The organism is Anaerobiospirillum succiniciproducens DSM 6400 (assembly GCF_000482845.1).
GTDB lineage: Bacteria > Pseudomonadota > Gammaproteobacteria > Enterobacterales > Succinivibrionaceae > Anaerobiospirillum > Anaerobiospirillum succiniciproducens.
This window is the reverse complement of sequence record NZ_AXWV01000081.1, coordinates 1-16421: the sequence shown is the minus strand read 5'-3', so window position 1 is coordinate 16421 and position 16421 is coordinate 1. Positions and strand designations below refer to the sequence as shown.

Sequence of the window (16421 nt, the reverse complement as noted above, 5' to 3'; positions counted from 1 at the left end):
AACATAAGGGCCGTTGAAGACTACGACGTTGATAGGTTGGATGTGGAAGCGCAGTGATGTGTGAAGCTAGCCAATACTAATGACCCGAAAGCTTGACCATACAACCCCGAAAGGTTTTAAGGCAAGGTTTACCATTAAATAGAGAGTTAAACAAAGCGACAACATGTTGCTTGCAGCTTGCTGATAGATTTTTAAATACAGATTTGCTTGGCGACCATAGTGCTGCAGACCCACCTGTCCCCATTCCGAACACAGAAGTGAAATGCAGTGACGCCGATGGTAGTGCAACGTACGATTGTGCGAGAGTAGGTCATCGCCAGGCTTAATTTTTTAGTGCTGATATGGCTCAGTTGGTAGAGCGCACCCTTGGTAAGGGTGAGGTCCCGAGTTCGATTCTCGGTATCAGCACCATTTCCGCATAAATAAGCCATTCTTGGCAAAGTAAAACGCAAGTTTTACATAAAATGAACCACCGCGAGGTGGTTTTTTTGTTTCTAAACCATCCTAAATAACCTTTTTGCGATCCCTCCTCATATAATCACAGCGCCCAAAGCCACGCTAGTATTCCATTCTTAAAGCCATCTTTAAGCAATACACTCATTGATGATTGAGCATGCACTAAGAGGCATATGATTAAAAAGACACGTCCACTTAGACTTTTAGCCATCTTATACAGCTCTCCTATAGAGCTTAAGAGTGTAAGGTCTGTCTTAAGTTTTGCCAGCCAAATTCTTAGCAGGTTAAGCTCTTCTTAAACTATAAGTAGCGCTAAACATCATGACTGCACTTAGTTATGTGGTTATTCAAAGAGCTCTCATAGCTCTAATGTGTCTGAGATCCTTTAGTGCAGGGAGTATCGAAGAGTTGAACGTGTATTACTGTGGTCGTTAGCGTTATGAGGCGTTGCTATGTGCTGAAGCACGATGGGATAAAAAAAGGGAGCTATAAGCTCCCTGTTTAGATCGTGCGAGGTGATGCACATGTATATGGTATTGGTTGCTATAGTGTGAGCCGCCCTTATTAGCTAGGCTACAATGCCCATGAGGCGCTGATAGGTCTTTTCGGCCTCTTGCTTAATGATTGGAAGCTTAGGGTGAATGATGTTCTTTATGCGAGTATCTATAGCTTTACGCAGGGCATTGCGTAGCTCTTGCAGTGCACTGTGCTTAAGGCCCTGTTCTTTAAGAGTAGAGCTTATCTTGATAAGCTCATCTGCAGTAAAGTCTTGTTTTAATGTGTGGTCGTGGCAGCGTTTATGGGTTTCCATCAGTTGCTTAACGCGGTAGTCAATCTCAAGGTTAGCAATATCAAGCTTATGCTGATCCTCATCTTCCATATTGGCTTTGATTTCAGCTTGGATATCGGCAATCTCTTGTGCAGTGAAATTATCTTTTGATTCTACAAAAAGACCTAAAGACTCAGGATCTTCATCAATATGTTGTACTGCTGTTTCATAGAGTACATCAAGTGCAATGCGTTGTTCTTTTGTAAACACCCACTGCATATTCTGATAGTCCCAATGGCCAAACAGGGCAAAGTTCGACAATGTATCGTACGCCTCGTCTTCACCATGGCTTTGAGATAATCTATCTGATTGCTCTGAATCGCTCACAGATGAAGGTGCTTGCTCTTTTTCTGCATTGATGAGGTCTTTAGCGCGGGCTTCCAGTTCTCCAATCGCGATCTTGATATCCTCATTGATTTCTGACCAATCTGTGTTGTTAACTTCATCAGTTAATTCGTCCATATCAACACAAGAGTCATCGATCTTAACTTTTGATTGAGGGCCTAATTCTTCACGTTTACGAGCCGATAGAACGAGAAGCTTGATGTTTACGAGACCAGGAAAGTCAAGTTCCCACTTTTGTTCGTCCTCATTCCAAAAGCCAAAGATGGTGCGTCCAGTTTCTGGTTCTACGTACATATCGACCTCGATTTTCAAATATAAACGATACAGTTACCGCAAGCGTTTTACCCCAGGCCATTCATAAATGGCAGCCCATCTATTTATGGCTAGGTAAGTTGCTCAGCAACCAGTTAGTTATTCATTCATTTTGTTTGCTCAATACCCGTAGGTAACACTAGAGAGACCTTCTTCATAGCAGCATATAAAGCATTGCAGCACCCATCATCTACGCGACGATATGCAGTAGAGCATAGTAGTGCCCACCATTTACGCGACAGCATGCAGTAGAGCATGGTATAAGCACTACCTACCACTACGCGATGGCACGCAGCTGACTATGGTATAAGCACATTGCCTCTACGCGACGATATGCTGTAGAGAATGGCATAAACGCATTGCTTTAACGAAGGGGCACCTAAGTTCATGTAGTAGGGTTAAGACCTCTAGCACGCTGATGCCGCTTATGTTGCTATTAACTGTAAGTTAGCGAGGCTCGGCCTTGTAGGCAGAGCACTCATATGTCTATCTAGGAGCTCAAAATTAAACGATTCTTTGCAGTCTTTTGCTCGCTTGCAAAGTTTGGGAAATGGAGTATATACGATCAATTACTAGATTTATTTACAAATTTTGCTGCTTTTAGATCTTGATTTTTAGCGCTTACGATTTACATGAGAGGAGCGTCGAGCGATTAATTTTGGGAAGTCCCCTGTATCGGCAAATTGTCATACAAGATCATATGGTCTTTATAAAGACTAATTTTAGACGCGCCTTAGCTGTACTGAGATCGTATTTTGTCAAGTCCTAATTTACTGTGAAACGATTCTTTGCTTGTATAAAATCGCATATATATGCGATTTATAAAACAGAATCAGATAGATAGGCGCATCTTCCTACGTCAAAATACATAATCAACAGCTTACGTGCATAGGGTTGATTAATTATTTTGTGGCGTGATAGCTAGGCTGCTTTTGGGGGACGAGTCTTGTGCTTTTATCTACATTGCCGGCCATTTGTAGTAGTTATCTTATGTAATTATTAGAGAGGTCTGTTGTTTATATACGTGGTGTTTGTTTATGTAATTATTGTATATGCAGTATATAAACTAACTGTTATCAAACTTGCTTCGGTCTGTGTTCGCGTAAGCTGCTAGTGTCTAGATTGTTTTTGGGATCAGGTGTTGTGATTTGATATGGGCTGCTTGATTAGAGTGCTTTCAGAGGTGGTTACTTTAGCTGTAGGTGCTCTGATGCTTGTTTGCGTGAATATAGAAAAAGAAAGGCAGGGGCCATGATGATCCCTGCCTTTGCTTATAGATGTATTGTTAGTGCGCTAGGCAATGTAAACCTTGAATATGCACGTATTAGGACAAGCTAGCCACAGCGTTCAATAGGCACAGCGCTATGGGCTATCAATACAGTGCTAAGCGTGGGTATGTATACGCTTGACCATTATGGTTTTGCTTAGGTTTACATCCTTAGCTAGTGGCATGTTTGTTAGCAAGTTAAAGACGCTATGAGGCTATTTCTTATTAGCTTCACTTACATACTTACAGGCCACAATATGGTTGTCCATGTGCACTAAGGTTTGAGTATCTTGCTTGTATGGGCAATCTTCGATAAAACAACGGGTGTTGAAACGACAGCCCTTTGGTGGATCGATTGGACTTGGTAAGTCGCCCTTTAACAAGATACGATCTTTACGCTTAGTTGGATCGATGATTGGGATCGCAGAGATCAGTGACTTGGTGTAAGGATGCAGAGGGCGATCGTAGATAGCTTCTTCTGGAGCTACTTCTACTAAAGAGCCTAAGTACATAACACCAATACGATCAGAGATATGCTTAACTGCAGCTAAGCCGTGTGCAATGAATAAATAGGTAAGACCAAACTCGCTCTTAAGATCATCAAGTAAGTTTAAGATCTGGGCCTGAATTGACACGTCTAAAGCAGATACCGCTTCATCACATACGATAAGACGTGGTGACACGGCTAAGGCACGAGCAATACCAATACGTTGACGTTGACCGCCAGAGAACTCATGTGGGTAACGAGTCTTGTACTGCTTTGCTAAACCTACGCACTCAAGTAAGTACTCAACACGTTTGCCAATCTCAGCACCATGGTGAGTTTTATTGACGATCATTGGCTCAGAGATGATCTCTTCAACAGTCATACGTGGGTTTAAAGATGAGTATGGATCTTGGAAGATCATCTGAATATCACGTGCGTACTTACGGCGCTCATTACGAGTAATGCCGCCTAAGTTAACCCCGTTGTATATGATCTCACCGGCAGTTGGCTTGTAAAGACCAGCAATCATCTTACCTAAAGTAGTCTTACCGCAACCAGACTCACCCACAAGACCAAAACACTCGCCTTTGTAGATATCTAAGGTGAGGTTATCTACAGCCTTTAAGTAAGTCTTATTACGATTTAAAAGACCGCTCTTGAGCTCGAAGTGCTTGCTTAGTCCACGAAGAGAAAGCAGAACTTCTCTATCGTCTTTCTTGTCTGAAGCAGCTGCATTGTTTTGAATATCAGTCATTTACAGCTCCTTAAACGTCTTTCTTTTCAATGTAGTTGAAGCAACGTACCTTGCGCTTATCCATAGTAATAAGCTCAGGTAATGAAGCGCGGCATTCAGCGCGAGCATGCTCACAACGATCGGCAAAAGCACAGCCCTCTGGAATCTCCTCTGGAGGAGGAACCATACCAGGGATCATAAACAGACGCTCGCTTTGCTCATCTAAACGAGGAATGGACTTTAACAGGCCTAAGCTATAAGGATGCTTAGGGTCGGTTAAGATCTCATTGGTGCTGCCTTCTTCTACAATACGGCCGCAGTACATAACTGCAACACGATCTGCAGCCTCAGCCACAACGCCTAAGTCATGAGTAATCAGCAGTACAGAAATGTTGAACTGCTCTCTCATGCGGTAAATGAGATCAAGAATCTGTGCCTGAATAGTAACGTCTAAAGCGGTAGTAGGCTCATCAGCAATGAGCAGCTGTGGCTGACATGCCATAGCCATAGCGATCATAATACGCTGACGCATACCACCAGACATCTGGTGAGGATAGTCTTTAACGCGCTTTGCAGGATTAGGGATACCAACAGTGTCCATTAAGTCCAAGAGCTTTTCTTGGGCTTCTTTTTTAGACAGATTAGTGTGTAGTCGAATGCTCTCTAAGATCTGATCGCCCACAGTAAAGATTGGGTTTAAGGAGGTCATTGGCTCCTGGAAGATCATCGAGATGCGGTTACCACGAATTTGCTGCATCTTGCGCTCGCTTTGCTCGAGCAGATTGATGCCGTCAAAGTTAATCTTTGAGCCTTCAACAACACGACCGTTAGAGGCTAATAAGCCCATGATAGACAGAGAGGTTACAGACTTACCAGAACCTGACTCGCCTACTAAAGCTAAGATCTCGCCTTTATCAATGCTAAAGCTAACATCGCGAATGGCACGAACCGGGCCACGACGGGTAGCAAACTCAGTGGATAAATGTTCAACTTCAAGTAACATCGTGTACTCCTACTAGCGGCGTCTTGAACGCGGATCTAAAGCATCGCGCAGACCGTCACCAAATAGGTTGAAAGCAAGCACGGTCAGAGTAATCGCAAGACCAGGGAAGATCAGGGTATAAGGAGCAGAGAAGATAAAGCTACGTGAACGAGCAAGCATGTCACCCCACTCAGCAAATGGAGGCTGCACGCCGAGGCCTAAGAAGCCTAAAGCAGCAGTATCTAGCACAGCAGTAGAAATACCTAAAGTAGCACGGACCACGATTGGAGAGGTGATATTAGGCAGAATGTGGCGGAAGATGATACGCAGATTGCTATCACCAGTAACTACAGCTGCCTGAATATAATCGTTAGCCTTTACAGACATAACGCATGAACGTGCAATACGAGCATACTCAGGAATAGATACGAGGCCGATAGCTAAAACAGCCTTATCTAAACCACGACCCATAGCTGCCATGAAGGCAATTGCTAAAAGGATGGATGGAACAGATAAGACCACATCCATAGCACGCATAATGATGTTATCAAGGCGACCACCGTAGAAGCCACCCATAGCACCTAAGATAGTGCCTACTACTAAAGAAATAGTAACTGCAGCTAAGCCTACGCTTAAGGAGATCTTGGTGCCATCGAGGACACGAGAGAAGATGTCACGGCCAAGCTGATCAGTACCAAACCAGTGCTCAGCACATGGAGCAATGAATGCTTTTTCCATGTTGGCCTGATTAGGATCATAAGGCAGAATGTTAATGCCCATAGCCTGAGTAATAGTCAGCACTACAGCAATACTAACAAGCAGACAGATGATCATCAGACCAAGTAAAGCTGCTTTGTTTGAGGATATAGAAGCCCACATGTCGCCCCAACGAGAGGAACGTGGCTTTTTCATGGCGATTTCAGTCATTTAGTTCTGTCCCTCAGCACCATACTTAACACGTGGATCTAATGCTGCGTAGAGCAGATCAACCACCAGATTCATGAATACGAAGATGAATGCAACGATCAGTACTACAGCCTGGATAACTGGGAAGTCTGAACGCATGATGCTTTCTACAGAGTAAGCACCGATACCTGGCCATGAGAATACGGTTTCGGTAAGCACAGCACCAGAGAGTAAGCCGCCAAACTGCAGACCAATAACGGTAATGATTGGTAAGAGCGCATTTCTAAAGGCGTGACGACCGATTACCTTAACTGGTGGTAAGCCTTTGGCCTTAGCGGTGCGGATATAGTCTTGGTGAAGCACGTCAAGCATGCTTGAACGAGTCATACGGGTGATGATCGCCATTGAGTAGCAAGCAAGGGTAATAGCTGGGAGAGCAGCGTGCTGCAGTGCATTAAAGAAAGCTTCAAAGTCACCAATGATTAGGGTGTCGTATAAGTAGAAGCCAGTACCATCATAAGGACGCATCAGAGTGTCAATACGACCACCTGATGGAACCCAGTGCAAAATGCCTGAGAATAAGATAATCAATAACATACCCAGCCAGAATACAGGCATAGACACACCAATTAAGGCTGTAGTCATGGTGAAGTTATCGATAAGGGAGTTCTTTTTAACAGCGGAGATAACGCCGAAGATAACACCCACAATAGATGCAATGATGATGGCTAAAACTGCAAGTTCGATAGTGGCTGGCAGACGGGCCATGATCTCGGTAGTAACTGGAGTATTGGTAAAAAATGAGGTACCAAAATCACCATTGAACATAGCAACCATGTAGTTGTAGTACTGAGTGAGTAGTGGCTCATTAAAACCCATGCTCTCACGCCAGGCATTAATTGCCTCTGTAGTAGCGTGTTGACCAAGAACGATTAAAGCTGGATCCGGAGAGAACACTCTCATGATCAAGAACACCAGCACGGATACGCAGAATAACACTGGAATCAGCATTAGTAAGCGCTTTAAAAGATATAACAGCACAAGCTTGTCCTCAAGTGCACGTGCTATATGCGTATCTTCATTTTATGTATGCAAACACTTTAGAGTTTTAACTTACGCTAAATTTTCAGAGCACTTAACTTAAGCGCTATACAAAACTTATACGGGTCTAACTTTCAATGAGCACAATAGTGCAGTGCTCATAACTAAGGGGCATCCTTGAGTGCTATGTACATAAGGCTTATGTCCTGATGTATAGCGAACAATTAAGGATAATCTCATCTTAGCTAGCCTAGGCAATATTGATCTGACAAGGCAATTAAGTGGTTTCATACAGCAAACATTCAAAGAAAAGTAGTAATTGACGCTGCTTAAAGAACTTTCAAGAGCAATGTCTTGTGATCTTAAAGTCATAACAACTTAGAGCAGGCCATCTACAGTTCTGACAATGCATGTCTCTAGACTAACTACAATCATCAATCAAAGTGACTCATGAGCCTATTAGTTAGTATGAGGCCAGGTCTGGCAACATCACGAAGATAACAAACACGTGGATAGCTGTAGTATGAACAGATTAACTGACAAGAAAGAGCAAATTTAACCTAGCCATGATCGCTATGATCTTAGGCCAAGGTTGATTTGATGTCAGGCTGAACTCAATGCATTTACTTGATGCCGTCCTATTATCGGCGTAGATGTGATGAGCTGATATATGACTATGGTCAATGCACTTAATCAAACAACCTAAGTTACAGTGCTGTTTAGATCTCGTATTTCCTATCAGTAGACATGGAAATATGAAGAGCTATACCCACTAATGTAGGTTATTAGAGTGTAGGTACATGACCTTAGTGTCTGTATTTGCAGTAACTACTTACTAGTTCTATACAGAAGCTATCAGGATTAACGTAGTGCTACCATTGCTTCAATCACTAGAGTGTTTCTAGATAGGATAAGAGTCATACTTAAGTGCATAGTATGGACAATTTGATATGGAGCTGCAGTTTAAACATCCCATGTCCTAACAAGCTTATTAAAAAGCCATCGAGAATGGCTTGATCTTAGATAGGCAGATATAAGATCGCTATCTAAATAAGCTTAAACAGATCCTAGTGTTGAAATAGCCTGCAACAGTAATTCAGATTTGATACTAGTTAAAGCCTTGATGAGCGCTCAATAGAAGCTTTAGGTACGCATCTAAGATCTACTTGAAAGCATGAGACCTTCAATAAGGGCTAATACTTGATTAGCTCTATGATCTTAATGAGTACGTTACAGTGTTATAGCGCTGCATATACAAGCTGAACTGTTACTTCGACGGCTTTAACTTAATACAGTGCCCCATACAATCAGTAGCTATGCTCAACAAGACTATTGTCTTGGTGCTTTTTGCTCTTAATAGAGATGTAAAGCACTGAGGAGAATGGCTACTCTTTGATGGTTTTAGTCACTGTGCCACTCTATGACCCTCTAAAGTATAGAGTCAGAGAGAAAGTTTCCCACCAATGCTGCCATGTAGATGGCAGTCTTAGATAAAGCACAAGCGAAGTAAGAGACAATTTAGACTTAGCATGATCGTATTGTGTGCAAGTTGAAGCTGCGCAAGACAGATTCTAAATGCCTAACAAAACTTACATGTTAATATCAGAAACAGTCCTGAATTTCCTTGTTAGCAAAAACAAGCTATTATAACAGCAATTGCTTGTCTCTTATAGAGTTTCTGTCGTCAACTAGTATACAAGTTGCACGAAAGTCATTACAGAACCTTGCTTTTCTAATTTTTCATTTTTCCAATCACTTTTGAGTCCCCTCAAATTAGCCCCCTTAAAGCGCAACTTTTTACGCCCCTCATATCAAATGAACTTATCGAGCGATTTAAGGCTCATGATCCTGTTCTACATACACTCAAGGCTTATATACGTTTTGATCTTAAATTTCTGTTGGACCGGTTTTGCGTACTTGTTAGGGCTCGTTTGTAGAGTAAGGACAAGCTTATATGATCATTAAGAGATGTGGCTAAAGTGGAGATCTTAAATGCTCGCTTTAAATTGGCAGACGGTGCACTAACAGCTAATGGTGATCTTTGGTTGCAAGATAGATGTGAATTTGCCTTCTTCCGCTGATGCTGAAAAATAAGGGCAAAAAAGCGTGATCACTGCTTGCTTATTTTGCTAAACAATGTATAATCTTTGCGCCCCTCTTATCGAGTTATGCGGTTTCCCACCCGAATAATTTGATGCAAGCATGGGAATGCTTGTTATTTTGAGCTCAGCGAAAGCTGAATGTTTTAAAGGATTCGTCCTTCAAATCAAAGGGTTTTTTAATGAAAACTTTCGTAGCCAAGCCATCTACCATTAAGCGTGATTGGTTTGTTATTGACGCAACCGACTTAACCTTAGGCCGTGTTGCAACTGAAATCGCATCACGTCTTCGTGGCAAGCACAAGCCAGAGTACACCCCATTCATGGATACTGGTGATTACATCATCGTAATCAACGCTTCTAAGATCAAGGTTACTGGCAACAAGGCTCAGGACAAGATGTACTACCACCACACTGGTTACCCAGGTGGTATCAAGGCTGAGTCCTTCGATAAGTTAATCGTCCGTAAGCCTGAGCAGGTGTTAGAGACTGCCGTTCGCGGTATGCTGCCAAAGGGCCCATTAGGTCGTGCTATGTTCCGTAAGCTGAAGGTTTACGCTGGTGAGACTCACAATCACACCGCACAGCAACCTCAGGAACTCAAGTTATAAGGAGCATTAGCAAATGGCTGCAAATCAGTACTACGGCACCGGTCGCCGCAAGAACTCCACTGCTCGTGTATTCATCAAGCAGGGCAATGGTCAGATGACTATTAACGGTCGTACCCTCGAGCAGTACTTTGGCCGTCCAACTGCACGTATGGTTGTTGCTCAACCTTTAGAGCTCCTCGACCTTAACGGCAAGTTCGACATCTACGTCACTGTTACTGGCGGTGGTATCTCCGGTCAGGCTGGCGCTATCCGTCACGGTTTAACCCGTGCTTTAATGCAGTACGACGAGAGCTTCCGTCCTGCATTACGTAAGGCAGGCTACGTCACCCGTGACGCACGTTCTGTTGAGCGTAAGAAGGTCGGCTTACACAAGGCTCGTAAGCGTCCACAGTACTCCAAGCGTTAATTTGGATTACTTATCGTATCTCCCATGGGAGGTACTCTCCAGGAGTCATTCGATTCCTGGAGTTACAAAAAACCCCTGTCTTTACAGACTGGGGTTTTTTTATGCCTATTTTATTTGTCCTTGCTTGTAGATAGCCAATAGCTGTTTGCTGCAGCTAAGGAATGACTAATTAAGTTTAGCTATCATGGAGCGTGTTCACTTCAATAGCATAGGCATGTTTGATTGGGTAGAGCCCATATATGCTTAATCTGATAGCACCCCTTATTGAGCCTTCATTAGGATCAAGATGCTGCTAGCACTTATTAAGCCTTATCTTCATGAGGATTTGCTATCAGCTTAGATAGCATTGCTTAATGAGTAGCAGGTGTATTGCGGTATAATGCATCAAGTAGTTGTATCAATGCTCTTTTGCGGAAAATCAAATGATCGGTATCAGTCCATACATCTTTAATGCTTTATATGATTGGCTGCGTGACAATGACTACAACCCTCGTGTCGTTGTCGATGCTAATGCTCCAGGCGTTGTTGTGCCTCAGGAGTACGTAAATAATGGCATTATCATCATTTCGATTTACCATAAGTACATCAATGACTTCCAAGTAGGAGAGCAGGGTATTCGATTCTATGCCCGCTTTAAGGGTCAAGAGCGTTATGTGGGGATTCCATATCAGGCTATGATTGAGATCTCTACTGCTAATAATGGTATCTACATTCCAGTGTCTAACTGGCTTGAGAGCATGGAGCATACCTTTAGTGCGCTAAGCCGAGAAAGCGGTGAAGATGATGATGGTGATGAGGACAAGGATCTTAGCTCTAAGAGCGACGTTCAATTTGTGCTCGAAGAGTATGATGGCAGTGCTAAGCCAGCAAAGAGCAAAGGCCGCAGCTCCGCAAAAGATGACAACAAGAACAAGCCATCCTTTACCATCCTAAGCTAGTATTATTCTCGACAAGTTTGCATGTGATCTCTAATCAAGCACATGCTCATTTCCCATGGCGTAAAAACAGCTCTATTGCCATTGGAACAATCTTTTCTTGCTTAACCACACATGCGCATGTGCGCATGTCGTGCGTATCTTATCCGGCATCTATAAGCCCCACTGCGATAAATGCGTGTTCAATTGCATCAGCAATTCAATTGCACCAAGCATTTAGTAGCATAAACATACCATTGCATCGACAATTATGCTCTTGAGGCTAAGTGGATCTTGCTAATTTTCTATTGCCTTACTTATCACAAGCAGCCTACACAATGCGATGATCTCTTGAAAGGAGTATTGTTCCGCGTAGCTACGATGAAGCGGCTGTAGGTGCGTTGCTGCTGCTTTAATGGCTCTTTGTGGTAGATAGGTCAAAAGTGCTGGCGCTAAAAAGCGCTTGTTGAGCTTAGGTGGCGGCGCTCTTTGAGCATGGGCTTGCACAAATTAAACGTTTGTATGGCCTATAAAAACAAAGTCGGCCATGAGGCCGACTTGTATCACTCCTAGTCTATAGACTAGGAAGTTAAATTTGAGCGTATTAAATCCAAGATCTTAAGATCTAGTTTGAATCTACTTAATTTGGCGATCGGTGCCGAGCTTTACCCACATTGGAGCCATCTCGATAAGACCTTCTTTACCAATTTGCAGATCACCAGTAATGCCGTGGAGTACGTCGTTGTTATCCTTGGCAAGCTTCTCAAGGTTGAATGAGAAGTTTACGGAGTCATAAGCTGCAGCAAAGATACGCTGAACCTGGCTATCAGCCTGTGGCAGAGTTGCTGTCAGATCTGACTTTAAGACGCTATCGGTAAGCAGCCAAGGCATATCACCTAAGTAAGCACCAGCAAGAGCGATTTCAGAGGCGCTGTGGTTTACACCAGTGAAACTGCGGTCAGTTAAGTAAACTGGGGTATTATCAGGAATGGATGGACGTACCTTAATTACATCAGATGCAGTGGCGTTGATGTAAACAGAGTCAGCATTATTCAAAGGGCAGGTTGCTAAAGCCATTTGGATATTGTTGATATCCTGATAGCGACAAGCTACTGCAGACTTGCTAGAGGCAACTTGCCAAACTTCATTAAAGCCAGCTACTGCACGCTGTCCACGGGTGCTTTCAGGGGCAATGACTACAGGACGGCTATGACCATCATGGTAGATCTTAGATGCAGCTAAAGCACCTTCGTAATCTGGGCCTAAGTTAAAGTAGTACATGCCCTCACGATGAGTAGCAGGTTGATTGAAAACGATTGCAGGCAGAGAGATCTTAGTCTCAAGTAAAGCATCAACCTCAGGCTTTAAGATAGGGCCAATAATGTAGTTGGTGCCGTTCTGACCTAATGATGAAGCAATCTCCTGCATGGAGAAACGGTTGGTATCGTAGAAGGTTACCTTAAGACGGCTATTGCGATCTTGAAGAGCAGCTAAGATACCTAAACGAGCAGGCTCACCAACAGATGCAGCAAAGCGGCCTGATAAAGGCAGTAATACAGCAAGCTTATCGCCCTCCTTTAAGGAGACAGCGCTAGGGGCAGCCATAGGATCGTCAGATTTGCTTACTTCACCCTTGTTAGCCATTTGCTCTGCGGCAAAAGATAATGGGTGCTTGCTACCATACTTGCTGATCCATGACTTAACTAACTGCTGTTTAATCGCCTCACTGTTAGAGGAGTCAAGCAGCGCAAAATCAAAGAAGCCTTGCATAACAGGATCAGTGCTCTTATTGAGCTGTACAGTTAGCTCTGAAGCAGGGAGTAATTGCAGAGCATCTACTGCTTGCAGTGCAACCTTTTGCTTGGCATCAGGGTTGATGAGATTTAACAGAGCAATGCGGTACTCAGTTGCCTTTAACATGTGTGAAGAGCTCTTGCTCTCGTTAAAGAGGTTGGTCTCAATACGAGTAGCTACTTGATAGTAAAAAGAGGCTACTGCGTTTGGCAGAGTGGCTACATTGATCTTGTTAATAGCAAACAGTGCATCAGTATTGCGGTTCTGGCTTGAATAGAGCAAACCTTCAATGATTAAAGACTCATCCTTTTGCAGCGGAGTGATCGCTTCACTTTGCATATTGCTAATTAAGCCAGATGCGGTGGTGTAGTCACGTGCTGCAATTGCACTACGTGCAAGCAGGATCATCGCAGGGAAGCGTGAATCATTGTCGGCATCTGACAACATACGCTCATACTCTGCTTGTGACAGTGTAAGCGCACTAAATGCCTGCTGAGTTGTGATACCTGATTCTGCCTTATCGGTAGTAGAGGTACATGCACCGAGGCTCAAAGTTAAAGCCACAGCAATAGCGCTAAGTTTAAGACGAGCGGTAAATGATTGGGCTGACACGATGTTATCCTGCAAAGTTCAATGATTCACACATAAGATCTAAAAGTATCAAGATCGCCGTGATCTCTAGGCTAAAGTGTACTTAGCCTAACGATATGTGAACCATCGTTAAAACCAAAAGTTGTTGCTTATCTTGCTCTAAATTAATGGCTTTAGGCAGTTGTACTACGGCTTTTTTCTGATAAGTAACAATCAGAGCATAATAGCACACGAAACTTAGCTAACATACCCGATCTAATGAATACGATTAACTTCGTCACACCATTGATCCGATCGAATCCATATTTGCCAAGATAGCAGCCTTGATGAGACTTGTTATGCGCCCAGAAAAATAGACAAATATATACAAAGAGACAGATCGCTTTGCGCCTGTTAAGACAAAAAGATCATGGGGATAATGTGAACAAGTAGGTGTTAAGGTGGGCATTGCCCTATGGTCAAGGTAAAGCCACAGGGCATGAGATGGATATTTGAATCTTAGATCGCGTCTTGTTCTACTTCAAAGGCTTTAGGATGAACAGATGGGGAGGCGCGACGGATAGTGGCTACAGAGCCGCGTTCAATAATTGAGGTAGCTGTGTTAGCGCGGATGATCATTGGTACGCTACCACCTGCAATACGAATGAGATTATTGAAAGCTGCCTTAGCTAAGTTCTTGTAGTCAGGATTTACAGTAGTAAGTGCTGGAGTCATCATGCTTGCAAGCGAGATGTCATCATAACCAGTAACTGAGATGTCATGAGGTACGCTAATGCCACGCTCTTTTAAGGCGCGAATGAGACTCATAGCAGTGCTATCGCAGATACAAGCAACTGCACTATAACCATCAAAATAGCTGTGATCGATAAGATATGGTAGCAGTCTAGCAGCGCAGAAGTCAGTGCCATAGCGACGTGTCTGTAATAGTTCTAAAGTCTGTCCAGAAGGATCGGCGACATTAGCAATATCACAAAGATCAATCACTTGACGGTTCATATCAAAAGGGATGCCTCTGAGCTTAAAGGCTCTAACAAAGCCTGAGGTGCGCTCCCACATAGTGTGTTTGACATGTGCTGTAAGCAGAGCGACACGCTGATGGCCATGATCCATAAGATAGTTAGCGATGTTATAAAAAGAGATCTCGGCATCAGGAGCAATGGTACAGATCTTCATGCTTGGATCGATGCCATTAATAAGAACGGTTGGCATCTTAAAGCGCTTGACGAGATGCAAGATTTCAGGGCTATCTGAACCAAGAATAATTATGGCCTCGGATCCTGCAAGGATGGCGCTCAAACGGCTAGGCACAGACATCTGATCTCTGCCAATGAACTCACATTGAATACCTAGACGTTGACCCTCTTCATGTAAGCAGCGTAGCACGGTATCAAAGTAGCTACCTTCAAAGGCGCTGCCGTGTTCGTCACACATAATGGTGACCTTAGTAAAGCGAAGAGAGATCTTTATTTGAGTGCGATGCTTACTATAACCTGTTGCCTTAATCGCAGCTAAGACCTTAGCACGTGCTTCTTCGTTAACGCTTTCATGTTCATTAAGTACACGGGATACTGTTGCACGTGAGACGCCACTCATCTCTGCTAGCAAAGATACTGTTACTTTGCCGCGAGGTTTTCCTGTGGAGGTGTTTACTAGGTTTTCGCTGTCGTAATTATCATCCATGCCTGAAATTTTCCCAGTGCCACAATAAGTCTCTGCTATCCACAGCTAATTGCTAAGACTCGTGTGTTGCCACGGTAGTGAGACTTGAATAAAAAAATAGCTCTCTAAAGATAGATGAATATCTTAAACTTTAGAGCATACGTACACTTGGCAACTATGTAGGACTCCATAGTGCACAAGGTCTACGTATGAGCATTAGCAAGTGATCTTTTCTTAAGCTCGCCTATATGGTCACTTTAAGCCTATTGCTATTAACTGCTCGTTCACAAACTCGAATGCATCTTAAAACTCAAGATGATCTTAACTGTCTTTAAAGTAAGCAAATTCCTTATGTTTGCTTGACTCATAAGTCATCTACGCTGAAAAAGCACTAACTGCTTGCATATATACAATGGCCTAGAAACGATGCCAAAGACATTATGTGTAGTGACTTAAAACTAAGTAGTGAGTATTACTAAATAAAATTTCGTAACACTGCATAACAAAGTTGAGTCAACTATACATAGTTAACTGGACACTAGGCTGAGCTTTTAGTGCGCTAGATGCGACAGCAAAGTACAAAATCTAATATAACGCATTAGTGTTAAATTTAGAGGTGTACTTAAGAGTTTTGCAAGTTCTCGCAAGATTCAGGCCGCCAATGTAAAAGTTTTGCTCTCATCACCAAAAACTTTACTAAAAGGTACTTAACACATTGAAAGACAGTGTAGAATTTGATGTGTAGTTTTTCTTGAGCCCCCTTTTTTATTGGTTTAACATGCACAGCTTAACACAGCCATAAGCTGACTTTCGGAGATCATCAAAATGGGTGCTCATAACATCAAACAGACAACTCTTTCTTCTGAGCTTGCAGATCTCATTTCTAGCAAGCAAAACGAGCTAACACGGGAGCAGGTTGAGGCTATAGGCAGAATCCTCAATTCCCCTTCTGACAGCTCGACCGACACTAAAGCACCTGTAGCCGACTC

10 protein-coding genes, 1 tRNA gene and 2 rRNA genes are annotated in these 16421 nt (G+C 43.1%); 6 read left to right on the top strand and 7 right to left on the bottom strand.

The window, feature by feature from the left end; genetic code table 11:
• The 3 genes from H524_RS17620 to H524_RS0110190 form a co-directional block, all read left to right on the top strand.
• Window positions 1–100: ribosomal RNA gene (locus tag H524_RS17620) — 23S ribosomal RNA — on the top strand; the annotation flags it as partial.
• Between the two features lie 106 nt (window positions 101–206).
• A 5S ribosomal RNA gene (rrf, locus tag H524_RS0110195) occupies window positions 207–322 on the top strand.
• Between the two features lie 13 nt (window positions 323–335).
• Window positions 336–411, top strand: a tRNA-Thr gene (locus H524_RS0110190).
• 613 nt (window positions 412–1024) lie between these two features.
• Here the strand turns inward: H524_RS0110190 and H524_RS0110185 are convergent.
• The 5 genes from H524_RS0110185 to H524_RS0110165 all read right to left on the bottom strand — a co-directional run bounded on the left by H524_RS0110185 (window position 1025) and on the right by H524_RS0110165 (window position 7358).
• A complete protein-coding gene (locus H524_RS0110185) occupies window positions 1025–1924 on the bottom strand; it encodes a hypothetical protein (RefSeq protein ID WP_027940141.1) in 900 nt (299 codons plus the stop codon).
• A gap of 1500 nt (window positions 1925–3424) precedes the next feature.
• Complete coding sequence (locus H524_RS0110180) at window positions 3425–4450, bottom strand: ABC transporter ATP-binding protein (protein WP_044122011.1); 1026 nt, start codon at window positions 4448–4450, stop codon at window positions 3425–3427.
• Between the two features lie 10 nt (window positions 4451–4460).
• Window positions 4461–5432, bottom strand: a complete 972-nt coding sequence (locus H524_RS0110175; protein ID WP_027940139.1) for an ABC transporter ATP-binding protein — start codon at window positions 5430–5432, stop codon at window positions 4461–4463.
• 12 nt (window positions 5433–5444) lie between these two features.
• Window positions 5445–6338 carry an ABC transporter permease gene (locus H524_RS0110170; RefSeq protein WP_027940138.1) on the bottom strand — a complete coding sequence of 298 codons (894 nt, stop codon included), beginning with the start codon at window positions 6336–6338 and terminating at the stop codon, window positions 5445–5447.
• Window positions 6339–7358: an ABC transporter permease gene (locus tag H524_RS0110165; RefSeq protein WP_027940137.1), complete on the bottom strand. Its 1020-nt coding sequence runs from the start codon at window positions 7356–7358 to the stop codon at window positions 6339–6341. It lies immediately after the preceding gene.
• A 2281-nt stretch (window positions 7359–9639) separates the two neighbouring features.
• On the opposite strand from H524_RS0110165, the gene rplM reads away from it, so the two are divergent.
• The 3 genes from rplM to H524_RS16730 all read left to right on the top strand — a co-directional run bounded on the left by rplM (window position 9640) and on the right by H524_RS16730 (window position 11412).
• Window positions 9640–10068 carry a 50S ribosomal protein L13 gene (gene rplM / locus H524_RS0110160; protein WP_027940136.1) on the top strand — a complete coding sequence of 143 codons (429 nt, stop codon included), beginning with the start codon at window positions 9640–9642 and terminating at the stop codon, window positions 10066–10068.
• Between the two features lie 13 nt (window positions 10069–10081).
• A complete protein-coding gene (gene rpsI, locus H524_RS0110155) occupies window positions 10082–10474 on the top strand; it encodes a 30S ribosomal protein S9 (RefSeq protein WP_027940135.1) in 393 nt (130 codons plus the stop codon).
• 422 nt (window positions 10475–10896) lie between these two features.
• Window positions 10897–11412, top strand: a complete 516-nt coding sequence (locus H524_RS16730; RefSeq protein ID WP_052339047.1) for a stringent starvation protein B — start codon at window positions 10897–10899, stop codon at window positions 11410–11412.
• 612 nt (window positions 11413–12024) lie between these two features.
• Here the strand turns inward: H524_RS16730 and H524_RS0110145 are convergent.
• Both H524_RS0110145 and H524_RS0110140 read right to left on the bottom strand, forming a co-directional pair.
• Entirely contained in the window at window positions 12025–13794 is a 1770-nt protein-coding gene (locus H524_RS0110145; RefSeq protein ID WP_027940134.1) for a penicillin-binding protein activator, read from the bottom strand.
• 477 nt (window positions 13795–14271) lie between these two features.
• Window positions 14272–15453 carry a LacI family DNA-binding transcriptional regulator gene (locus H524_RS0110140; RefSeq protein ID WP_027940133.1) on the bottom strand — a complete coding sequence of 394 codons (1182 nt, stop codon included), beginning with the start codon at window positions 15451–15453 and terminating at the stop codon, window positions 14272–14274.
• Between the last annotated feature and the right edge of the window lie 968 nt (window positions 15454–16421).